At 56.6% G+C, this 22876-nt stretch carries 20 protein-coding genes and 1 pseudogene; 8 read left to right on the top strand and 13 right to left on the bottom strand.

The genetic code is table 11. The features are described from left to right. Positions 1-3: 3 nt before the first annotated feature. From ACR0NW_RS23130 to ACR0NW_RS23100, 7 genes are all read right to left on the bottom strand, one after another. Complete coding sequence (locus tag ACR0NW_RS23130; RefSeq protein WP_480453011.1) at positions 4-261, bottom strand: hypothetical protein; 258 nt, start codon at positions 259-261, stop codon at positions 4-6. A 3-nt stretch (positions 262-264) separates the two neighbouring features. Beyond that, positions 265-1251: a branched-chain amino acid ABC transporter permease gene (locus tag ACR0NW_RS23125; protein WP_480453012.1), complete on the bottom strand. Its 987-nt coding sequence runs from the start codon at positions 1249-1251 to the stop codon at positions 265-267. A 29-nt stretch (positions 1252-1280) separates the two neighbouring features. Then, entirely contained in the window at positions 1281-2099 is an 819-nt protein-coding gene (locus ACR0NW_RS23120) for an ABC transporter ATP-binding protein (protein WP_170657026.1), read from the bottom strand. 77 nt (positions 2100-2176) lie between these two features. Beyond that, positions 2177-4120: an AMP-binding protein gene (locus ACR0NW_RS23115; protein ID WP_480453057.1), complete on the bottom strand. Its 1944-nt coding sequence runs from the start codon at positions 4118-4120 to the stop codon at positions 2177-2179. A gap of 359 nt (positions 4121-4479) precedes the next feature. Next, the gene (locus ACR0NW_RS23110; RefSeq protein ID WP_480453013.1) at positions 4480-5991 is read right to left on the bottom strand and encodes a tripartite tricarboxylate transporter permease; all 1512 of its coding nucleotides are present in this window, start codon (positions 5989-5991) and stop codon (positions 4480-4482) included. Between the two features lies 1 nt (position 5992). Beyond that, entirely contained in the window at positions 5993-6475 is a 483-nt protein-coding gene (locus ACR0NW_RS23105) for a tripartite tricarboxylate transporter TctB family protein (protein ID WP_170657020.1), read from the bottom strand. Between the two features lie 61 nt (positions 6476-6536). Beyond that, positions 6537-7520 (bottom strand): tripartite tricarboxylate transporter substrate-binding protein, encoded by a 984-nt coding sequence (locus ACR0NW_RS23100; RefSeq protein WP_170657018.1) that lies wholly within the window; start codon positions 7518-7520, stop codon positions 6537-6539. A 108-nt stretch (positions 7521-7628) separates the two neighbouring features. Here ACR0NW_RS23100 and ACR0NW_RS23095 point away from each other — a divergent pair, with 108 nt between their 5' ends. Genes ACR0NW_RS23095 through ACR0NW_RS23085 form a run of 3 tightly spaced genes read left to right on the top strand, consistent with a single transcriptional unit; the run spans position 7629 to position 10640 of the window. After that, a complete protein-coding gene (locus tag ACR0NW_RS23095; protein WP_170657015.1) occupies positions 7629-8297 on the top strand; it encodes a response regulator transcription factor in 669 nt (222 codons plus the stop codon). Then, the gene (locus tag ACR0NW_RS23090) at positions 8290-9654 is read left to right on the top strand and encodes a sensor histidine kinase (RefSeq protein ID WP_480453015.1); all 1365 of its coding nucleotides are present in this window, start codon (positions 8290-8292) and stop codon (positions 9652-9654) included. Before ACR0NW_RS23095 ends, ACR0NW_RS23090 begins: the two co-directional genes overlap by 8 nt. After that, positions 9633-10640: a type 2 periplasmic-binding domain-containing protein gene (locus ACR0NW_RS23085; protein WP_170657008.1), complete on the top strand. Its 1008-nt coding sequence runs from the start codon at positions 9633-9635 to the stop codon at positions 10638-10640. Before ACR0NW_RS23090 ends, ACR0NW_RS23085 begins: the two co-directional genes overlap by 22 nt. Positions 10641-10889: 249 nt before the next feature. Here the strand turns inward: ACR0NW_RS23085 and betI are convergent, their stop codons facing one another. After that, positions 10890-11537, bottom strand: a complete 648-nt coding sequence (betI, locus tag ACR0NW_RS23080) for a transcriptional regulator BetI (protein ID WP_480453016.1) — start codon at positions 11535-11537, stop codon at positions 10890-10892. Positions 11538-11650: 113 nt separating this feature from the next. On the opposite strand from betI, the gene choX reads away from it, so the two are divergent. From choX to ACR0NW_RS23055, 5 genes are all read left to right on the top strand, one after another. Continuing rightward, positions 11651-12577, top strand: coding sequence for a choline ABC transporter substrate-binding protein (gene choX, locus ACR0NW_RS23075; RefSeq protein WP_480453018.1), 927 nt, complete (start codon positions 11651-11653; stop codon positions 12575-12577). A gap of 17 nt (positions 12578-12594) precedes the next feature. Next, positions 12595-13506: an alpha/beta fold hydrolase gene (locus tag ACR0NW_RS23070; protein WP_480453020.1), complete on the top strand. Its 912-nt coding sequence runs from the start codon at positions 12595-12597 to the stop codon at positions 13504-13506. A gap of 1 nt (position 13507) precedes the next feature. Continuing rightward, on the top strand, positions 13508-14341 hold the full coding sequence (choW, locus tag ACR0NW_RS23065; RefSeq protein ID WP_480453021.1) for a choline ABC transporter permease subunit: 834 nt from the start codon (positions 13508-13510) through the stop codon (positions 14339-14341). A gap of 3 nt (positions 14342-14344) precedes the next feature. Beyond that, the gene (gene choV / locus ACR0NW_RS23060; protein ID WP_480453022.1) at positions 14345-15397 is read left to right on the top strand and encodes a choline ABC transporter ATP-binding protein; all 1053 of its coding nucleotides are present in this window, start codon (positions 14345-14347) and stop codon (positions 15395-15397) included. Between the two features lie 376 nt (positions 15398-15773). After that, positions 15774-17273, top strand: coding sequence for a hypothetical protein (locus ACR0NW_RS23055; protein ID WP_480453024.1), 1500 nt, complete (start codon positions 15774-15776; stop codon positions 17271-17273). Here the strand turns inward: ACR0NW_RS23055 and ACR0NW_RS23050 are convergent. The 5 genes and pseudogenes from ACR0NW_RS23050 to ACR0NW_RS23030 form a co-directional block, all read right to left on the bottom strand. Beyond that, positions 17261-17410 (bottom strand): annotated as a pseudogene (locus ACR0NW_RS23050) (IS5/IS1182 family transposase); the annotation flags it as partial. The gene ACR0NW_RS23055 and the pseudogene ACR0NW_RS23050 sit on opposite strands and share 13 nt — an antisense overlap. A 134-nt stretch (positions 17411-17544) precedes the next feature. Next, positions 17545-18648, bottom strand: a complete 1104-nt coding sequence (locus tag ACR0NW_RS23045) for a dimethylsulfoniopropionate demethylase (RefSeq protein ID WP_480453026.1) — start codon at positions 18646-18648, stop codon at positions 17545-17547. A 1-nt stretch (position 18649) separates the two neighbouring features. Further along, complete coding sequence (locus ACR0NW_RS23040; protein WP_480453027.1) at positions 18650-20263, bottom strand: AMP-binding protein; 1614 nt, start codon at positions 20261-20263, stop codon at positions 18650-18652. A 16-nt stretch (positions 20264-20279) separates the two neighbouring features. After that, complete coding sequence (gene dmdD / locus ACR0NW_RS23035; RefSeq protein WP_155147812.1) at positions 20280-21089, bottom strand: methylthioacryloyl-CoA hydratase; 810 nt, start codon at positions 21087-21089, stop codon at positions 20280-20282. A 21-nt stretch (positions 21090-21110) separates the two neighbouring features. After that, positions 21111-22874: an acyl-CoA dehydrogenase family protein gene (locus ACR0NW_RS23030; RefSeq protein WP_480453029.1), complete on the bottom strand. Its 1764-nt coding sequence runs from the start codon at positions 22872-22874 to the stop codon at positions 21111-21113. Positions 22875-22876 lie beyond the last annotated feature (2 nt).

Below are 22876 nucleotides of genomic sequence, written 5' to 3'. Positions count from 1 at the left end.
GACTTACTTTCCCCATTCTTCCTGCGCCCGGTTCCGGGCTGCGGCGTCCAGCTGTCCGGACGATTTTGCGTAACCGCTGGCTTCGGTTGCGCGTACCAGTTTCATGTAGGCCACGATGCCGGTCACAAGCCCGGCAAAGGCCAGTATTGCGGCGATCACCAGCTGACGGTCGGTCAGACCCTCGGCGGTCACGGCGATGTAGCCGAAGGCCCAGAACCCTGCCCATGCAATCACGTTTATGATGGCAATCAGCTTGGGCACGCCCTACACCCTCTCGATGATTTTTTCGCCGAACAGACCCTGTGGCCGGAACACCAGAAAGATCAGCGCCAGCACATAGGCGAACCAGTTCTCGGTCGCGCCGCCCACCAGCGGGCCAATAGCGAACTCAAACAGTTTTTCACCCACACCGATGATCAGACCGCCGACGATGGCGCCCGGGATCGAGGTGAACCCGCCCAGCATCAGCACCGGCAGCGCCTTGAGCGCGATCAGCGACAGCGAAAACTGCACGCCCGACTTGGTGCCCCACATGATGCCCGCAACCAGCGCCACGAAACCCGCGACCGACCAGACCATGATCCAGATGAAGTTCAGCGAAATACCCACCGACAGTGCCGCCTGATGGTCATCGGCAACCGCGCGCATGGCCCGGCCCTGCTTGGTGTACTGGCTGAATGCGACCAATGCCGCCACCAGCAGTGCCGCAATGATGGTTGCCACAAGATCCAGATTGTCGATGAAGAAGCCGTAGCCGAAGATATTGAAGGTCATTTCGTCAATCCACAGGTTGATCCCCTGCGGCAGACCCACATCCAGCGTCTTGATTTCGGACCCCCACATCAGGTCGGCCACGCCTTCAAGGAAATAGGCCAGACCGATGGTGGCCATGAACAGGATGATCGGCTCTTGCCCGACAAGGTGGCGCATGACAAAGCGCTGCACCGCCCAGGCCAGCAGAACCATAACGCCCATCGTCAGCAGGATCGCCACCAGCGCCGGGATATGCCAGCCGAAATGGGTGACGTGCCCGCCAAAGATCGCGTTGATCAGATGGGAAAACGGCACCTGACCGTTCATGATCCCCACCAGCGTCATCGCCGCGAACAGGGCCATGACCCCCTGGGCATAGTTGAAAATACCGGACGCCTTGTAGATCAGCACAAAGCCAAGGGCCACCAACGCATAGAGAACCCCGGCCATCAGGCCGTTCAGGATGACCTCCATCCCAAAAATCAACTGATCAGGCATGTTTGCCTCTCCTCATGTCTGTCAGGTGGTCAGTCATGCGACACACCCAGATAGGCGTCGATGACTTCCTGATTGTTGCGCACCTCGTCCGGGGTGCCGTCGCCGATCTTGCGCCCGTAATCCATCACGACCACGCGGTCGGACAGGTCCATCACCACGCCCATGTCGTGTTCGATCAGCGCGATGGTGGTGCCGAATTCGTCGTTCACGTCGAGGACAAAGCGGGACATGTCCTCTTTCTCTTCCACGTTCATGCCAGCCATTGGCTCGTCCAGCAGCAGCAGCTTGGGTTCCGCCGCCAGCGCACGCGCCAGTTCAACGCGCTTTTTCAACCCGTAAGGCAGGCGCGACACCGGCGTCTTGCGGATGTGCTGGATTTCCAGAAAGTCGATGATCTTTTCGACGGCTTCGCGGTTTTCGGTCTCTTCCGCCTCAGCCTTGCCCATCCACAACGCCTGTTGCAGCACGTTGGTCTTCATATAGTTCAGGCGACCGGTCATCACGTTGTCCAGCACGCTCATGCCTTCGAACAGGGCGATGTTCTGGAACGTCCGGGCGATGCCCTGCCGCGCCACCTCGAAGGGGCGCATCGGCGGGCGTTTGGCGCCGTGGAACCAGACCTCGCCCTCCTGTGGGACATAGAACCCCGAGATCACGTTGAGCATCGAGGACTTGCCCGCGCCGTTCGGGCCGATGATGGCGCGAATTTCGCCTTCGCGAATGTCGAACGAGATATCCTTGATCGCCACCACGCCACCAAAGCGCAGGGTGATGTTTTTCATTTCCATCACCACGCCGCCGATCTTGCGGCCGTCTTCGGTGACATATCCTTCGGATGCATCCAGCATCGGTTACTCCCTAAACTGCGCGAAACGGGACGGTGGGCGGGGCGACGACCAGGGGTCGAGCGCCGTATCGCCGACCCTCATTCCGCCGCCACCTTGTGCTGTTCAACAGGCACCACCGGCGCATCGACGATATCCAGCGTGGCGCTGATCGAGCCCTTGCGGCCATCCTCATAAGTGACCTCGGTCGTGGTCGAGATGGTGTTCGATCCGTCGTAAAGCGCCGCAATGATGTCCGCGTATTTATCCTCGACAAATCCCCGGCGCACCTTGCGGGTGCGGGTGATTTCGCCGTCATCGGCATCCAGTTCCTTGTGGAGCACCACGAAACGATGGACCTGACAGCCAGACAGCATCGTGTCTGCCGCAACCGAGCGGTTCACCTCTTCGACATGGCTTTTGATGGTTTCGAGCACACGCGGATGCCCGGCCAGTTCCTGATACGAGGCATAGGCGATGTTGTTGCGCTCAGCCCAGTTGCCGACCGCCGTCAGGTCGATGTTGATGAAGGCGACGCAACGATCCTTGCCATTGCCGAACAGCACAACTTCGAGGACGTCGGGATAGAACTTCAGCTTGTTCTCGACATATTTCGGCGCAAACATCGACCCGTCGGCCATTTTGCCCACGTCCTTGGCGCGGTCGATGATCCGCAGATGTCCGCTGCTTTCCTCGATAAAGCCCGCATCGCCGGTCGCGACCCAACCTTCGGGGTCTTTGGTCGATGCCGTCGATTCAGGGTTGTTATAATATTCGACGAACACGCCGGGCGAGCGATAGTGGATTTCGCCCTTGTCATCGATCTTGATTTCCACATCCGGCGACGGAACGCCCACCGTGTCGGCGCGTACCTCGCCATCGGGCTGAGCGGTGATAAAGACCGTCGCTTCGGTCTGGCCGTAGAGTTGCTTCAGGTTGATCCCCAACGACCGGTAGAAATCGAAAATCTCGGGCCCGATCGCCTCACCTGCGGTGTAGCCCACGCGAAATCGGCTGTACCCCAGCGTGTCCTTCAGCGGTCCATAGACCAGCAGGTTGCCCAGCGCGTATTTCAGGCGGTCGCCAAAACCCACGTTCTTGCCGTCCAAAATCTGGCCGCCGACCTTCTTGGCATGGGCCATGAAGTGATGGAACATGTTGCGCTTCAGCTTGCCCGCATCTTCCATGCGGATCATCACGTTTGTCAGCTGCGTTTCAAATACGCGCGGCGGGGCGAAGAAATAGGTCGGCCCGATCTCGCGCAGGTCGGTCATCATCGTGTCGGCGCTTTCGGGGCAGTTCACGCAGAACCCGCACCAATAGGCCTGACCGATGGAAAAGATGAAATCGCCTACCCATGCCATCGGCAGGTAGGACAGGATATCCTCGTTCCGGGTCAGATGATCGAAATTGGCCGAGTTCTTTGCGCTTTCGATGACGTTGCGGTTCGACAGAACCACGCCCTTGGGCTTGCCCGTGGTTCCCGAAGTGTAGAGCATCACGCAGGTGTCGTCATAGGTGATGTCGGCAATGCGCTTGTCCAGCTCCGCATCGAACCGCTGATGACCGGCGTTGCCTTCGGCCATGATGTCGTCAAGCGCGTTCATCTGGCTGTGGTCGTATTTCCGCATACCCCGCTTGTCGGTATAGAGGATGTGCTTGACCTGATGCAGGTTCTCCTGAATCTCGATGACCTTGTCGACCTGTTCCTGGTCACCGCAGACGACGTATTTCGCGCCGCAATGCTCCAGCACATAAGCCATCTCTTCGGCGACCGAGTCCTGGTAGAGCGGCACCGGAACCGCGCCCACCATTTGCGCCGCGACCATCGACCAGTAATGCGCCGGGCGGTTGCGCCCGATAACTGCTACATGGTCGCCCTTTTCAACGCCCAGTTCCAGAAACCCCAGTGCAAGCGCGCGGACTTCGCTGGCGGTTTCAGCCCAGCTCCAGCATTGCCAGATGCCGAATTCCTTTTCCCGATAGGCCGGGGCATCCCCGAACTGAGCCGCGTTGCGATGAAGCAGCGCCGGAAGGGACTGCATCCCTTCGGCGCCCGACTGCGTCTGAGCCAATGTCTTTCTCCTCCCCATCCCGGCCGGTTACTGGCCGGAAACGATCGCGTATGCGATTCCGTCCCGATTAGGGACAGGCCAAACGTTGAGCGTCAACTTTTTCCTGATGTTTTCCCAAATGTTACGAATTGTAACAGCGTCGATGAATCACCGGTTTTAATGGTGAAAGCCACACGAACCGGACCCAACCGTAATAGTTGGGATAGGATCGACGTAAACGTTCGGCATCAGACAGTGTCCCAAGCCGAACATTCCTTTTGCGATGAAAATTGAACCAGAGCTGACGACGGTACGACGACATTAGCCGCTTTCAACGCGGCCCAAAGCGCTTAATCGCCCTCGGCAACGCCTTCCGCCCGGGCCTTCGCGCGCCTTGCGCGATAACTTGGCAGCACGACCAGAATTGCAGCGATCACCAGAAGCGCCAGCGTCATCGGCCGTTCCCAAATGAACGCAACGCCATCATAGAGCTGCATGGAACGCGCAAAATTGTCCTCCATCATGCCGCCCAGGATGAAGCCGATCAACAGCGGCGCAAGCGGGTAGTCTGCAAACTTCAACGCAGTGGCACAAATTCCGAAGCCAACCAACAACAACAGTTCGGTCGCGTTGTTCTGCCCGATATACGCCCCCATCAGCGTGAAAAACAGAATGAACGGGATCAGGTAATTGCGCGGTACCGCAAGAACCTTGGCGATGTAGGGGATCAACGGAAGATTAAGGATCAGAAGTATGAGGTTGCCGATGAACATCGACATGATGACGGCCCAGAAAATCTGCGGCTCGTCGACCATCAAACGCGGCCCCGGCGTAACGTTCAAGGCGATGAGCGCACCCAACAGGATTGCGGTGGTGCCCGAACCGGGAATGCCGAGCGTCAGAAGCGGGACGAAGGAACCGGTACAGGCAGCGTTGTTGGCGGTTTCGGGTGCCGCAAGACCCTTGATCGAGCCTTTGCCGAATTCATCCTGTTCGTGTTTCGGCGCGATATTGCGTTCCACAGCATAGCCAAGGAAGCTGGCGATCGTGGCGCCGGCACCAGGCAGTACCCCAATAAAGAAACCCTGCAGAGATTGCCGTCCGATCACAGGGGCGATGGCCTTCGCTTCCGGGCCTGTAATGCGGAGGTCTTTGATCTCACCATCGTCACCTTGAAGGTCTTTCGGTTTCAGAACAAGGAACAGGGCCTCCGGTAAAGCAAACATTGCCATAGCGAGCGTGATAAAACCAAATCCGGACTGCAAATCCATGATGCCCATGGTGAAACGGGGAAGGTTGAACAGCGCGCCTTCACCAACGGTCGCCATGATCAGTCCAAGGATGGTCATGATCATCGCCTTGGCGACCTGACCGGTGCCCGCAAAGGCTGCAATGGCGGAAAGCCCCACCACCATCAGGGCGAAGTACTCGGCTGAGTGGAACAGAAGCGCAATAGAAGAAAGCGCGGGTGCAAATATCATGAGGAGCAATGCGCCAATCGTGCCACCTGCAAAGCTTGCTATGGCAGCGATCGTCAGTGCCTTACCCGCCTTGCCTTGTCGCGCCATCGGGTAGCCGTCAAAACTGGACGCGACGGTGCCAGCAACACCCGGCGCGTTCAGCAGGATCGACGAAGTCGATCCACCAAAAATCGCGCCATAGTAGACACCTGCCAACAGAATGAGAGCAGCTGAGGGGTCGCCCATGGAAATGGCAACGGGGATCATGATGGCGATGATCGACATTGGCCCCAAGCCCGGAAGCATTCCGATAAAGGTACCGATGAGGCAGCCTGCGATGACCATCAGCAGATTTTGCAGGGACATGGCCGTTGTGAGGCCGATCCACAATCCTTCAAGCATGTCAGCCTCCGAAAAAGCCCGGCAGGGGGCGCATGTAGATTCCAAGGACTTCCTGAACCAGATACCAAACACAAAGCGCAGCGATCAGGGCGACAGGCAGCATGATATGCCACTTACGCTCGCCCAGAATGAATGAGCCAAGGATCAGAAACGCCGATGTCGCGGTGAGGAACCCCAATGGGCGCAGGCACAGCGCATAGACAACCATCAAACCCAGAAGCAAAAGTGCCTGTCCGAGATGGTATTCCGTAAGGCGGCGGTAATCGATGTCCGCCTCTTTCGGTTCGCCTTTCTCAAATCCCAGAAGAATGACAAGGGTGGCGAGTATTCCGAGAACCGACAGCACTTTTGGAAATGTGCTGGGCCAGATGGGATTGCGTTTCATGAAGGGGGCAAGGCTACCATCCATCGTGAACCACGCCGTATAGCCATAGGTTAAGCAAACGCCGAGCAACACCAAAGCAATCCAACGGTCCAAAGCCATTTTGTACCCCTTCCTGAAGTAGATGGGTCAGAACGGAAGCCCGCTCTGACCGGAGCGCTTATCAGAGGAAGCCGAGCTTCTTCATCAAGTCGCCGATGGCCTTTTCCTGGGCTTCGAGGAAGATCAGGAAATCATCACCTGAATTGTGAATATTGACCCAGCCGTTGCGGGCACGTACCGCTTCCCACTCGGGCGTGTCATACATCTTGGCGATGGCATCCTGGTACATGACCAGCTTGTCATCCGGCAGTCCGGGCGCCGCAAAGAACCCGCGCCAATTGACAAATGTGGTGTCGATACCCTGCTCTTTCATCGTCATCGCGTCAGGAGCGGCATCGACGCGCGCGTCGGAGGTTACGCCGATGATTTTCACTTCACCCGCTTCGGCCAGATCGACAGCTTCCGAGAATCCGGTCGACAGGGCAGCGATTTCACCCGACAGCAAGGCGGCCATTGCCTTGCCGCCCGCATCATAAGGGATGTACTTCAATGCCAGCGCATCCTTGCCAGCCGCTTCCATCACCATGGCCGCAACCAGATGGTCCATGCCTCCCGGCACCGAGCCGCCGCCAATGGCGGTCGTGCGCGGGTCCGCATCATATGCAGCGATCAGATCAGCCATCGAGTTAATCGGGCTATCCTTGCCTACGACTATTGCCGCGTAGTCTCCAATTGTACCCGAGACCAACGTCAGGTCGCGGAAGTTATGCGGGAATACACCCGTCAGTGACCGGATCACGATGGGGGTCGAATTGACCATCAACGTGCCATGGTTGCTGTCAGCGTTTTCGATTAGGTAACCGATGGCCTTGCCACCGCCGCCACCTGACATGTTCTCGTAAGACGCCGTTCCGACGAGCCCGGATTCGGTCAGAGCTTCGCCCGTGCCCCGGGCGGTGCCGTCCCAGCCACCACCCGCGCCACCGGGGATCAAGAAGTGGATGCTGTCAAGAACCTGGCTGTCATCAGCCATAACGGGCCCTGACATACCAAAGGCGGCAGCAGCCGCAATAAAAGCCCGACGGCCCAGTTTGAATTTCAACATTTCGTCCTCCCATTTGACAATTGTCCGCATGGCGGTTCAGTTGATGAGGAAGAAATCACAACAACCTGACACTAACCTGTCACACAGAGAAATTCGTCCGGAGAGGCGATGAAGTTCCTTCTGATTGAAGACAACCAAGATCTCGCCAATGCTATCGCGTCGCGGATGCGACTGGATGGTCATGTCATTGATCACGCAGATAAATTAGAAGACGCTTCGGCTTTCGTTGCGACCGGAGAATACGATCTAATCCTGTTGGATATCATGCTTCCGGATGGTGACGGTCGCACGTTTCTACAAAAGCATCGTGCCAGTGATTTCGACACGCCAGTGATTGTTCTGACCGCCCGCAGCCAGATTTCAGATCGAATCGGTTCGCTCGATCTTGGCGCAGATGACTATGTCACCAAGCCCTTCGATCACGCCGAACTGGAGGCCCGCTGCCGGGCCGTCTTGCGCCGGAGATCCGGCAATGCGAAGACAACAATAGAGGTCGGCGGCATTGTGTTCGATCCGGTTGCAGGCCACCTGACTGTCGGGGGTGAGGCCGTCACCTTACGCAACCGCGAACTGCGACTTCTGGAATTGTTCCTTAATGCTCCGGGGCGAATCTTTTCGAAGCACAAACTGGCCGACCGATTGTTTTCCTTTGACGAAGATGTTTCGGAGAACGCGATTGAGGTTTACATCGGGCGACTGCGCAAACATCTGAAACCCTCGGATCTGAGGATCACCACATTGCGCGGGCTGGGCTATCGGTTGGATCAAGATGAATAGCCCTGCTGTTTCCGGATCGCTCAGAAACCGGTTGATGCTGACGCTGATCGGTGGGGCGGCAGTTCTTGCGTTGCTTTTGTTCTTCGCCGTTCGAAACTTTGCCGTACAGGTCGCCCAACAGGGGCAGGACAACATCCTCGACGCATCGCTTACATCGATGCTTGATGCAGCCGCCATCCGCGATGGCGTGGTTGAACTTGATCTACCTTATTCCGCGTTTTCGATGCTGAGCACGCCAGCGGATGACCGCGTTTTCTATGCCATCCTGCAGGACGGCAAATTCCTGTCGGGCTACGAGGATTTGACGTTTTCCGAAAGCTCCTCGGATAAACGTCCGACCTTCCAGTCCAGTCAGTTACGCGGGGCGGATGTTCGAAAAATCAGCGCAAGTCGCACCTTGATCGGTGCAAACAAGCGGACGGAAATCCAGATCATTCTCGCTCAAACGCAGGACGCCCTGTCTGATACGCTTAACCAGATATCGCGCAACGCTGCTCTGTTGGGCGTGGGATTTTTTGCCCTCGCCGCAGCGCTTTCGTACTGGGCCACCTCGGCGACTATTGGTCAATTGGGCAGGCTTACAAACTCAGTCACACGTCGAGGGCCACAGGACCTGAGCCCTTTCGGGCAACCGGTTCCCCAGGAAATGGCGCCGTTGGTAACGTCTCTAAACTCCCTTATGGGACGGCTTGATCATTCCTTGAGACAATCGGAAGACTTCATTGCCGAGGCTGCGCATCGCGTTCGCACACCGCTTGCGACCGTTCGGTCTTATGCTGAAGCGACGTTACAGCGCGTCGACAAGGAGGAAAACCGCGAAGCCATGCGGTCCATGGTAAAAGCCATCGACGAAAGCTCTCGCGCGGCGGGTCAGCTTCTGGATCATGCGATGATCACGTTCCGGGCAGACCATTTGGTGCGGGAAGATATCGACCTGCTTGAGTTGGTACGCGATCTGGTTTTGCGAATGATGCCGATCGCAGAAATGAAAGATCTTTCGATCTCGTTGCAAGGGGACCCGGACGTTCCTTATTCAGGGGATCCCATCCTGATCCAGAATGCCGTTCGGAACCTGATCGACAACGCGATGAAATACGGACCCGCTGAAAGTTCCATCGAGATCACGGTTTCCGCAAATCCAAGGCCTCAGATAGCTGTCTGCGACAACGGTCCCGGCTTTCCATCCCACGAGATCGAAACCCTGACAACGCGGTTCCAGCGCGGGGAAAATTCGAAGGACACAATTGGATCCGGCCTGGGATTGACCATCGCGCAGGATGTTGCCACGGCCCATGGTGGCAGGCTTGATCTTTCGAACCGACCGGAGGGTGGCGCATGCGTAACCTTGTTGCTTTAGTTCTGATTTTCTTGTGCCATGCAGGTTGGGCGCAGGAGTGGGAAGATCGGCAAGTTTTCAACGAAGCTGGGGCAACGACCTCGCTGCGCATTATTTCGAGTACGGACACAGAACTGTTTGCACCGCTGATCGAGACATTTGTTGCCGCAAATCAGGATGTCGCCATCGAGTATCTGGTGACCGGAACAGCGGATATCGACAGACGCATCAGAAAGACACCCGAGGCGTTCGACATCGCAATCTCCAGCGCCATGGATTTGCAGTTGAAACTCGCAAATGACGGATTTGCCCTGGCATTGGAAGGCGTCTCTCATCCGTCATGGGCGGAATGGCGGCAAAGCCTGTTCGCCTTCACCTCTGAGCCGGCCGGCATTGTCATCAACAGAGCCGCTTTCGTTGGGATGCCGATCCCGCAGTCTCGGCAAGAGCTGATCGAGGCGCTGCGCGCCCGGCCGGAGGTGTTTCGAAACCGGGTCGGTACCTACGACGTGCGCGAATCGGGGCTAGGCTATCTTTTTGCGACACAGGACGCGCGGGCTTCTGAGACTTTCTGGAGACTCATGGAAGTGATGGGTAGTCTTAATGTGCGCCTTTATTGCTGCTCGGGCGAGATGATCGACGATCTCACCGATGGGACAATTGCCGTCGCGTACAATGTTCTGGGCAGCTATGCCGAAGCTCGCGCCGAACACCAGAATACACTTGAGATCGTGTTACCTTCCGATTTTCCAACGACGATGATGCGGACAGCATTTGTCGTAAGGACCACCCGGGAACCGGAAGCGGCCGAAAGTTTCATCCGACATCTGGTCGCGTATCAATCTAATCCAAGCGATAGCAGACCTTCGTTGCCGCCGCTCCAGGGAAGGGGGCAAGGTAGTGAACGTGCAACCATTGCATTGGAACCAGCCCTGATGACGTTTCTTGATACGCTGAAGCGAAACAAATTCCTTACCGAATGGGAAAACGCGCTTATCCAGAATTAGGGCGGCATTGCCATTGGGAATTTCGATTTCAGTCATTGGGTGATCCTGCAGCGTCACACAAGATCGGCTCTGAGCGGAAATCGGATGCTTTGCGGCATCATAGACAACTGGGTCTGAAAGAACTCAGAGCGACCCAAAGCTGCCGCCCACAAGACCCAGGCAATGCTGCGGTGCAGCTCGCCGCAGCAGATGATAATAGTCGGGTCTACATCTGTTTAGTGCAGTGGTTGTTAAACCGGTTATTATTGTTCACTTTTTTGCTGTGACTGCAGCGGCGATAGTGCTCATTTTCTCTTTTGCCGCACGCCTATTTTCGTCATCCGAAAAGCTCTGTTCAATGACAGTTTCGATCTGATTCATTGCTTCGTCTCGGTTGAGCCCTCCAATTTGCAAACCGCAGCGCATCCATAGCCCGTCAATCAACAGACTAACCGTATGTGCGCTGACTTGAGCCTTTGCCACACCGGCTCCTGTCTCCTTTAGCGCCGAAAAGAGGTTGCTGTGCAGGCGGTGATAAATCGCGTTTTGCAGGCGTTGGAATTGAGGGTTGTGCGGAACCTCAGCGCACATGGCGATCCATCCATGGGCAACTTCAGGTCTGAACGTGGTCGGAGAGAAGTTCGCCTCGACAATGGCATAGAAGCGTTCCCAGGGTGTTGAGGCCAAAGACAGGAAGGCAACCGCCTCTTTGCGCAGCGTGGCATTGGCACGGCGCATGGCGGTTTCGATCAGGGCCTGTTTGTTCGAAAAATAGTGCAGCACGCTGGCCTTGGAGGCGCCGGTATGCTCGGCGACACGCTGCAATGTCGTCCCTTGCATACCGTGTAAGGACAGCACCTCGAACGCGGCGGCGGCAAATTCTTCGCGGCGAATTTCTGCAATGCTTTTTCGTCCCATCAGGCCCTCTTTTTGACCGAAGGATAGATTTTGTTGACTCAGCGGTCAATTTAAACGTATGGTCCGTTTATTGACCCTAGGGTCAGCATTTAGACCATTGGGAGGACTTACAAATGAAAACGGCACTCCGCAGCGCAACCATGGCCTCTGTACTGGCCGTTTGCGCCCATCAAGCCGCCGCCAATTGTGACACCGTGCGTATGGCCGAGCCGGGCTGGACCGATCTGGCCCTGACAACCGGTGTCGCGAGTACTGTTCTGGAGGGGTTGGGATATACCCCGGAAAGCGATGTTCTGGGCATTCCGGTCATCTATGAATCGATGGTCGGCAACGATCTGGACATATTCCTGGGCTACTGGGACCCGGCGATGGAAACCTATTATCAGGCCTATCGCGATACCGGCGACATCGAGACGGTGCACCAGAATCTGGAAGGTGCGAAATTCACCTTTGCGGTGCCGAAATATGTCCACGAAGCGGGCGTGACCGATTTTTCGCATCTGGTGGAAAACGCCGACAAGTTCGACAGCCAGATGTATGGGATCGAGCCGGGGTCGAACGACATCATGCTGGACATCATCGCCAAGGATGCCTTTGGTCTTGGCGGCTGGAAAGTCGTGGAAAGTTCCGAGCAGGGAATGCTGTCGCAGGTAAAGAAGAACCAGCGCAAAGAAGACTGGATCGTCTTCCTGGCCTGGGCACCGCACCCGATGAATACTCAATTCGATCTCGAATACCTGACCGGCGGTGACGATTTCTATGGCCCAAACTTTGGTGGCGCGACGGTGCACACACAGGTGCGCAAGGGCTATTTGGACGAATGCCCGAATATCGGCAGGCTGATCACCCAGATGACCTTTGACATTCCGATGGAAAGCGAAGGCATGGGCTACATCCTCGAAGAAGGTCTGGATCCCAACGAGGCAGGGGCCAAGCTGTTAAAAGCTCATCCGGAGTATCTGGACACTTGGCTTGATGGCGTTACCACCAAGGACGGTGGGAACGGTCTGGACGCCGTGCGTGCGCATCTGGGTCTGTGATGAAGATGGGGCGAAAGATGCCGGTGACAAAAACCATCGCCGGAAAGTGCCCCATCCATATTGAGATGCACGGCCACATGTTCGCGCCGTGCATCGTCATGATCTTGGGGCTTGGAATGCGAGTCGCGGAATGGCCCCGGGAGCTTTTGGACCGGTTGTCGCGTGATTTCCATCTCATCTGTATCGAGAACCGCGACATGGGCCAATCGGGCCGATGTGGACCGGATGTCGATGAAGCAGCTGTTGAGGCATTGTCTGATCCGGACACAAATACTGTTCCTTACACGCTCTTCGATATGCGCGATGACGTCCTGCGCTGCGTCGACGATTTGGGAATCGACCGGTTTGCCGTGGTTGGCTTCTCCATGGGCGGTATGATCGCTCAATTGGTTGCTGCAAAAACTGGCAACAGGGTAAGTGGGCTAGTGCAGATTTGCTGCAGCGCGGGTGAGGCAAGAATTCCGACCCAAGACAAATCCTGGGATCGGTTTCTGCGTACCGTGAAACCCTTTGACACCGAACAGGAACTCGCAGACCGGCTGGCCGAGGACCTGATCTGGTGGTCAGCTCCGACACCCTTGTCTCAATCCGATGCCCGTATGACGGCATTGGGCATGATCACCGGTGGGTTCTCTTCTGGCGGCTACGCCCGGCAACTTCTGGCGTTGAATGGCTCTGGCAACCGGCAAGAAGAACTGAGCAAAATCAAAGCTCCGGCGCTGGTGATCGGAGCCGCGCAGGATCGTTGTATCGATCCGGGCAGCTCGCGGCGTGCACATGCATTGATCACAGGGTCCGAGCTTTTCTTGTGCGAAGGGATGGGCCACGCGCTGGACCCAAAGGCGATGCAGAAGCTGGAAGGTTGGTTGAGGGCAACGCTGCTCCCGCAACTTGAGGTCACCATGAAACATGCAGGGGGGAGGACCTGATATGGAATGGCTTGAATCCTACAAAATTCCGATCGGCCAGTGGGCAAAGGTGTTTGTCGACTGGCTGACCGACAACTTTTTCTGGCTCTTTGATGGTCTTTCGGCAGTGCTGGAGGCTATCATTCTGGCCCTTCTGTGGCTGCTTCAGGTGCCGAATACCTTTGTCGTCATTGCGGTCATCACAGTGCTGTCCTGGGTTGTGCGCAAATCGGTCGGATTTACAGTATTCACTGCGCTTGGCCTGCTGTTGATCGTCAATCAAGGCTATTGGGTAGAAACCACCGAGACGCTGGCACTGGTCCTTGCCGCGGCCGTTGTCTGCATGGGTGTTGGTGTACCGCTAGGCATAGCCGCTGCACGCAAGCCGTGGCTGTATCGGGTGATGGAGCCCATTCTGGACTTGATGCAGACAATTCCGACGTTCGTCTATTTGATCCCTGCTCTCATTCTGTTCGGTCTGGGTATGGTGCCTGGCTTGATCGCCACGGTGATCTTCGCAATCCCGGCACCAATCAGGTTGACCCATCTCGGCATCACCTCGACCCCCACCGCGCTGATTGAGGCGGGCAAAGCCTTTGGCTCGACCCCGCTGCAACTGATGTGGAAGATTGAACTCCCCTATGCGCTGCCGCAGATTATGGCCGGTTTGACCCAGACCATCATGTTGTCGCTGTCGATGGTGGTGATCGCGGCCCTTGTCGGCGCGGACGGCTTAGGTGTTCCGACGCTTCGGGCGCTGAACTCGGTGAACATTGCCAAAGGCTTTGAAGTCGGCATCGCCATCGTTCTGGTCGCTATCATCTTCGACCGGATGTTCAAAAGAAGGAGCGCGTAACTGATGACAGACACAATGGTACGTTTTGACAATGTGAACATCGTCTTTGGCAACGATCCCAAGGCAGCACTACCGATGATGGATCAGGGGATGTCCCGCGCCGAGATTCAGGAAAAGACTGGGCAGGTTCTGGGCGTTCATGACTGCTCGATTGACATCAAGAATGGCGAGATTTTGGTGCTGATGGGCCTGTCCGGGTCCGGCAAGTCCACCCTGCTGCGCGCCGTAAACGGGCTGAACCCAGTTGTGCGCGGTAAAGTCGAAGTAAATACCGGCAATGGACTGGTTGACGTTGTTCAGGCCAATGCGCGTGACCTGCGCGCCATCCGCCGAGACCGTATCGCCATGGTGTTCCAACAATTCGGCCTTTTGCCCTGGCGCACCGTAATCGACAATGTGGCCTATGGGCTGGAGGTGGCCGGAGTCGACAAGGAAGAACGCTATCGGCGTGCCCGCGAGCAGCTGGACCTGGTGCATCTTGAGGACTGGGCCGACCGCAAGGTTCAGGAACTCTCAGGTGGCATGCAACAAAGGGTTGGTTTGGCCCGCGCCTTCGCGACCGAGGCCCCGATCCTGCTGATGGATGAGCCGTTCTCGGCTCTGGATCCATTGATCCGCAACAAGCTGCAGGACGAGCTGCTGGAGTTCCAGCAAAAGCTGGGCCGGACCATCGTCTTCGTCAGCCACGATCTGGATGAAGCGCTCAAGATCGGATCGCGCATCGCCATCATGGAAGGCGGTCGGATCGTGCAATGCGCCGAACCGCAAGATATCGTGCTGAACCCGGCGACGCCCTACGTGGCCGAATTCGTGGCGCATATGAACCCGCTAAACGTGCTACGCGCTATGGAAATCATGGTCGAGAACACCGGTTCCATCCCTGCCGACGCTCGCACGATCACAGACAAGACACCGCTGAAGGATATCATCTCGATGCTGATCGAAGAACAGAGCGATATTGTTGTGACAGGTGCAGATGGTGTGGTCGGTAAAATCGATATCAAGGCGGCGCTGACTTGCCTGCTGCGCACTCAACAAGTCGATGTGGCCGCTTAACTGGATAGCGACTGATATCTGGCTGGCGTGCGTTTTCTCTGGTCCTGAGATTTCGACAATGATCGCTCTTGTCCACTGCGTACCGCTTATCAGGACTAATAATGCAGCCTTAGGACTGGCCAGTAGAACGCGGTGCGAGAGCGTCTGACAAAACGCCGCGCGATTTCCGGTTGAGGCGGCAAAGTCTGGCAATTCCGAGAACGACTGATCCCCCCCGTCGTCAATGCGTCGCCTGCCAATGAAGATTGCGTGCCAGGATGCTTGGAACATGTAGATCGCGGCGCACGTGAACAAGAGATCACCACGCGCCAATTTGCGAAACTTGATCGATGCGCAATCATGCAACAACATGGGGGTATTGCGAATGCTTTAGGCGGTGTCAGGTGCCTGGGTTACAGAGAAGCGTCTTATTGTGAACGATAAACCTCAAAGCATCCAGGTGGAATCTGTCAGGATTCGGCTCTTGAAAGTTACCTTGCCTTTGATCGTGCTGGCGATGGCATTTCTGTCTTTCAATTTTAATTTCTACAGGATCACCTGGGATTCGACGCTCTACAAACACGATATGGGGTCCGAGCAGCTGGTCCTGGACGGCATGCTGAATGCTGCGGCGAATGAGGGGCCCGTTGTGCTGGGGCGCTATACCCGCCCGGAAATCGACCAGCAATGGCCGCATGCCAGAGAACTTTACCAGGACGAAAACCGGACCGGAGAATTCTATCACTACACGTCACAGCTGGGCCTGCAGGTGAAGTTTTTCAGTGCGCTCGACGAAAGGTTCGGATTTCCACTGGAAGTGCTCAGTTCAATGACAGCCTTTTTCATGAGTGTCGTTGTAATGCTTTTTTTTATCGGGATTAGAAGGCTGTATTCAACTGCACATGCAGCCGCATTTTGCGTGCCGCTGGTGTTCAGCCCCTGGCCGGTTGTGTTCTCGCGACATCTCTATTGGGTTGAATTTACCTGGTTTGTGCCCGCGCTGGTTTCGTTGTTTTTCGCTCGTCGTGCACTGGTGTCACCGGGTGGGTTGATCATGTTGGGTGGAGGGCTGTTCTGTGCTTTTACCATCAGATTTCTGTGTGGTTACGAATACATAACCACAATCACACTTGCAGCAATGGTTCCGTTGACAATGGTATGGGCGCGCAGCACTGCAGGACTGCGGAATTTGATCCTGTCTATGGGCGTCTGCGGGGTGGCCTCTGTTTCGGCTTTTGTTTTGTCGGTTGGCATCCACGCTCGATCATTGGGCCCAAGCCTGACTGATGGCTTAGGGCAGATTGCGACTGTGGCCAGAAAACGAACGATTTCCGAATTGCCTGCCGAAACCATCGAAGAGATCTGCAGTCAGGGTGAAAAGGAAAATCGTAACAAATGCGAGTACGAACTTGAAACCTCTCTCGTGCGTAATCCGGTCGTGGTCGTCGCGCGGTATTTTATGATGCCGCGCGCATTTCCCTGGGTGGAACATGTGCGTCACCATCCAGAAGATCTGCGGCGATTGCGAGAGTTGCGAACAAACCTCTCGCTGCCGGCGGTGATCGAGACAGCCCGGACCATAAGCCCCGCAAGTTATGCGCGGCTTGGTCTGCGTGCGCTCGAAACGTTGTTTTTGCCGGTGTTGACCCTGACGTGCCTCGGTTACGCGTTGCGGCGTAGGGACAGGTTGTCAGCAGCGTTTTTGATGTCGCTTATTGCGCCTGTGTCGTGGTACATTCTGGCCAAGGGCCATTCTGACGTTCACTACTACCTGAACCATGTCCTTTGGTATCTGCTCTTTGTCCCGTTCGCGTTCATGTTCTTACTCGACAGTGTGATTGGTCGTCACCATTGGGTGACGAAGGAAGCACCTGGGCTCAGGACTCATAGCCAGTAGATGACGAGGGCTGCCAATGCGATTGCCGACATGAAGACCCTCGGGCATCTGTCATATTGGGTTGCGTCGCGCTGCCAGTTTTTCAGTCTTCCGAACATGATCTCAATGCGGTTACGTTGTTTGTAAGGCCAGTTATCAATGGCATTTTCGCTCCGGAAGGCCGCAGCCAGCCCAAAACGGACGTTCAAAACTGCACTTTGCGGCTTTCCGGAATCGCAAAAAAAACAGCCACTAGACAACGAGATTGTATGTTGGCTTTTAGAAGCCCCGGCTATTTCCAGAACCCACTTTGCACCTCGGCCGCCCGGTCACCGATTGGAGTCCGCACTTCAAGTTTCGTACCAGCGTCCCAGTGACCAGTATCGACCATGCCAATGGCAACATTGGTTTCAAAATCCGGTGACCAGGCAGCGGAAGTGACTTGGCCTACCTGCTTTCCATCGTGGAACAGAGGCCAAGCCGAACGAGCCGGGGGAACGGGATCTCCTGGAATGGAAATCGCGCGAATCTGACGGGTCGGGCCAGCTTCAACTTCGCGAGCAAGTGCTTGCTTGCCGATGTTGTCACTGCCCTCGCCCGGTTTGCAGAATTTGCCCAAGCCACACTCCAGTGGTGAGTTTTCCATTGTCATGTCGTTGCCATAGCTCAACAGCCCGCCTTCGATCCTTTCGATCAGGTTTGGACATCCCGGGCGAACATTCAGGTCAGCTCCGGCTTCGAAAAGGGCATTCCATAGTGGCATACCGTAGGCACCATTCTCGACATAGATCTCATAGCCGCCCTGCTTCGAGTAGCCAGAGCGTGCCACCACAAAGGACGTGTCCTGAAACGCCAACCGCTTGTAACGGAAGAAGCGGATATCCAGAACCTCTTTGCCAAAGACCCGTGCCATCAGGTCATCCGACTTTGGTCCCTGAACGGCCAATGGCGAGACGTCAGGTTCGAACACCCGCACATCCATGCCTGCACCGACGGCCAAACCCTTAATCCACAACAGCAGATCACTGTCGGCGATTGAGATCCACCAGCGATCTTCACTATGTTTGATCGCCACCGGATCGTTCAGCATGCCGCCGTTTTCATCGACGATTGGTACGTAATAGCACTGGTCGTCCTGCATTTTTTCCAGATTGCGGGGAGTCAGCCGCCGCATCAGGCGACCAGCATCCGGGCCATTCAGTTCGATCTGCCGTTCACAAGACACATCCCAGACCTGAACATGAGATTTGAGATGTCGGTAGTCAGCCTCGACGCTCTCGAAAACTGTCGGCAGCAGCATCCGGTTATAGACGGTGTAGGCGGTAACGCCTTTGTCTTCGACGCCCTCGGAAAAAGGTGTCTGGCGCAGGCGGCGGGATTGAGACAGCAGGCGCATTTCAAAGGTCCATTGCTTTGGCGCGATCCCGAAGCTGGAACTTCTGAATCTTACCGGTGGAGGTTTTGGGAAGAGTTTCGAAGACGACGGCTTTGGGGGCCTTGAACCCGGCCAGATGGTCGCGGCAGAAGGCAATGATCTCGTCAGATGTTGTTTCGGCACCTTCGCGCAATTCGACAAAGGCGCAGGGGACTTCGCCCCATTTTTCGTGCGGCATCGCAACCACGGCGGCGGCCTGTACGGCATCATGGCGATAGAGCACTGCTTCGACCTCGACCGAAGAAATGTTTTCTCCACCGGAAATGATCACGTCTTTTAGCCGGTCACGTATCTGGATGTAGCCGTTTTCATGTAAGACAGCGCCGTCGCCGGACCAGAACCAACCGTCCTCAAAAGCTTTCGACGTGGCCTCGGCGTCCTTGTAATACCCCGCCATCACCGTGTTGCCCCGAATGGCGATTTCGCCCTGTGTAACACCATCGCGTGTTACGGGTGTGTCGCTGCTACGGTCGATCACTGTGACCTCTTCGACCATCGGAAAGGCAATGCCTTGCTGTGCTTGTAATTCAGCTTGCTCCGCTGGGCTAAGTTGGTCCCAGTCATCCTGCCAAAGACACTGTGAGATATGGCCGTAGGTCTCTGTCAGGCCGTAGACCTGCATGACATCCAGCCCCATTGAGCGGGTTTTTTCCAGTACCGAAGGCGGCGGCGGAGCACCTGCCGTCAAAACGCGGATCGCGGGATCGAAGGGGGCCGCGTCGCTCTCGGCTTCGGCCAGCATTTGCAACACGATGGGCGCCGCGCCGAAATGAGTTACGCCATGGGCGCGGATCGCGCCTAGAATACGGTCTGCCGCTGGATTACGGGTAAAGACGACCGTTGCACCAAGCATGGCCATCAACCACGGGTGCCCCCAGCCGTTGCAGTGGAACATCGGCACCACTGACAGATAGACCGGGTAAGGCGGCATCTGCCAAGCCGTCCCTGTGCCGAGCGCCATCAGATAGGCCCCGCGATGGTGATAAACAACGCCTTTCGGGCGACCGGACGTACCGGATGTGTAGTTCAACGCAATGGCATCCCATTCATCATCCGGCAGTTCTATTGGTAGCGGTGTGGCTTCGGTCAACGCGTCGTAGGTTTGACCACCAAGGCTCTCACCCTTAACTGCAGGATCGACGATCTCGACCACTGGCAAGGATCGACCGAGCACATCAAAAGCTTTGGACAGAAGCGGTACAAGCTCCTGATCCACGATCACCAATTTCGTATCCGCGTGATTCAGAATGTAGGCGATAGTTTCCGGTTCCAGCCGTGTGTTCAGCGTGTTTAGAACTCCGCCCGTCAGTGGTAGGGCAAAGTGCAACTCAAAGAGTTCCGGGACATTCGGGCTCAGCACCGAAACAGTATCGCCCTTCTGCACGCCAAGTTCGACCAGCCCACCAGCCACAGCGCGAATGCGGGTTGCAGTTTCGGCCCATGTTCTTTGAATGTCGCCATAGATCACCGCCGTTCGCGCGCCGTGCAGGTTTTCGGCGCGGCGAAGGAAGGATATCGGCGACAAGGGCACATGGTTGGCCCGCGTCTTCTGAAGAGCTTCGAATTGCTGACGCATCCCGGTTCCGCCTGACTTAGCTGTTGGGCCGCACGCGAGCGGCGGTTTTGTTTGCAAAGGCTTCCAGGCGCTCACGGGCTGCAGGTTGGGTGTTGACCACTCCGCCGACCACAGCCTCGGCATAGGCTGCATCCATGCCGGACATGTTGTTCAGGTGGCTGATCGCAGAGCAGATGGCAAAGTTGGTCAGCGGCAGGTTCTGTGCAATTTGTTCTGCCAGTTCCATCGCCTTGGCCATGCTGCCGCCATCTTCGGTGATGTATTGCGCCAATCCCAGATCAACGGCCTCTTGCCCCTGATAGACGCGGCCCGTCAGGATCATGTCGATCATGCGGTACTTGCCGATCATGTCTGAAACACGGATTGTCGCTCCGCCACCGGTGAAAATCCCGCGCTGGCCTTCGGGCAGCGCGAAATAGGTGCCCGGGTCGATAACCCGGATATGAGCCGCGCTGGCCAGTTCCAGACCCCCGCCCACAACCGCACCGTTGAGTGCAGCGATGATCGGCACACCGCCGTACTCCATCTTGTTGAACGCCTCATGCCAGCGCAGGCAGACATGCATGAAGTCATCAGGGCTGCGGTCAGCTTTCCAATGCTCAACCAGATCAAGACCCGCGCAGAAATGGTTGCCTTCACCGGCAAGAACCACAGCTTTGACACCGGCCATACGGGCACCGCTGAAAAAGCGGATCAGTTCCTCGATTGTGGCCACATCCAGCGCGTTGCGCTTTGAAGGGCGGTTCAAGGTTACGACGTACAGGCCGTTCTCACGCTCTGAAATCGCGAGGCTTTCGTAAGTGTCAGGGTTCACGACATCATTCATGGGTCAGGTCCTTTCGAGGGATTATTCGGCAAAAGCCGCATCAAGCAGGCTGCGCGAGCCGTACAAAATGCGAGTGTGTTCGGTCATGCATTCAGGCAAAATGTGCTGCGCAAAGAAAAGGGCGGTGGCAATTTTCTGGGACATGAATTGCGTATTCTGTCCAGCATCCAGCGCAGCTTGCGCAGCTAACGCACCCTTTGCCAGCTTCCATCCCGCCGCCAGCGTACCTGCCAACATCAGGAACGGGACCGAGCCCGCAAAGGCTGCATCGATGTCCTTTCGGCTGTTTTCCAACAACCAATCCAATGCGGTTTCAAACGCGCCGCGCGCCTGTGCAAGACTAGTGCTGATAGCTTGCGCTGTTGCGTCACCTTCGGCCAGTTCCGCTTCGGTTGCCTTTATCCGAGCTGCGAAGCGGCGGGCAGTTTCGCCGCCATCGCGCATTACTTTGCGTCCAAGAAGGTCGTTGGCCTGAATGGCGGTGGTGCCTTCGTAAATCGGCAAAATGCGCGCGTCGCGGTAGTGCTGCGCGGCACCGGTTTCCTCGATAAAGCCCATGCCGCCATGGATTTGTACGCCCAGCGAGGCGACCTCAACTGCACGTTCCGAGCAGAAACCTTTGACCAGCGGAACCATGAATTCGGCCAGAGCGGCCATCTCTGGATTGTCTTGATGATGTGCGATGTCCAGCAACCCGGCGGTCGCCGCTGCCATGGCCCGACCGCCTTCCGTCAGGCTGCGCATCCGCATGAGCATACGGCGGACATCCGGGTGTTCGATGATGGCGACCGCGTCTTTGGCCTGACCATTCACCGGACGGCTTTGCACCCGCTCGCGTGCATAGGCCAGAGCACGTTGGTAGGCCCGCTCAGAGGTCGCTATACCTTGCACTCCAACGGAGAACCGCGCTGCGTTCATCATGATGAACATGTACTCCAACCCGCGATTTTCATCGCCGATCAAGAACCCTGTGGCATCTGTGTATTCCAGCACTGCCGTCGGGCTGGCGCGAACACCCAGCTTGTGTTCGATGCTCACACAGTTGACCGTATTTTCTGATCCTACCGTCCCATCCGCTTCCACAAGCTTCTGCGGCACGATGAACAGGCTCAGCCCCTTGGGCCCGGCAGGTGCGTCGGGTGTACGGGCCAATACCAAATGGATGATGTTCTCGGTCAGATCATGAGCGCCATATGTGATGAATATCTTCGTTCCTGAGATGCCATAGCTGCCATCCGCACGTTGCACCGCCTTAGTCGTCACGCGCCCCAGATCGCTGCCCGCTTGTGGTTCCGTCAGGTTCATCGTGCCGGACCAGCGCCCAGCAATCAGCGGTTCAAGGTACATGGCTTTCTGATCGTTCGAACCGGTCAGCAGTAGTGCCTCGATGGCCCCATCGGTCAGAAGTGGGCAGAGGCCAAAGCTCATGTCGGCGGCATTCAGCATCTCGACTGCCGCAGCGCCTACAGTTCGCGGCAGTCCCATGCCACCGTATTCCACCGGGTGGGTCAGGGCCTGCCAACCCATCTCGACGAACTGTTCATAGGCGTGCGCGTCACCCTCGGGCATCGTCACGCGCCCATTGTCAAACCGGGCACCCAACGTGTCTCCTATATGGGACAAAGGCGCGATCTGCTCACCGCAGAACCTGGCATAGCCTTCCAGCACGGCACCAATATCCGCCAAGTCGTAGTCTGAATACACTGGCAACGATGACACCTGCTCCCAATGAGACAGGTGTTCGACACAAAACATCAAATCTTGAACGGGCGGCTGATAGGACATCC

The organism is Ruegeria sp. CF5 (assembly GCF_056537325.1).
Note: the sequence above shows the minus strand (reverse complement) of the source record. Positions and strands in the feature narration are given on the sequence as shown.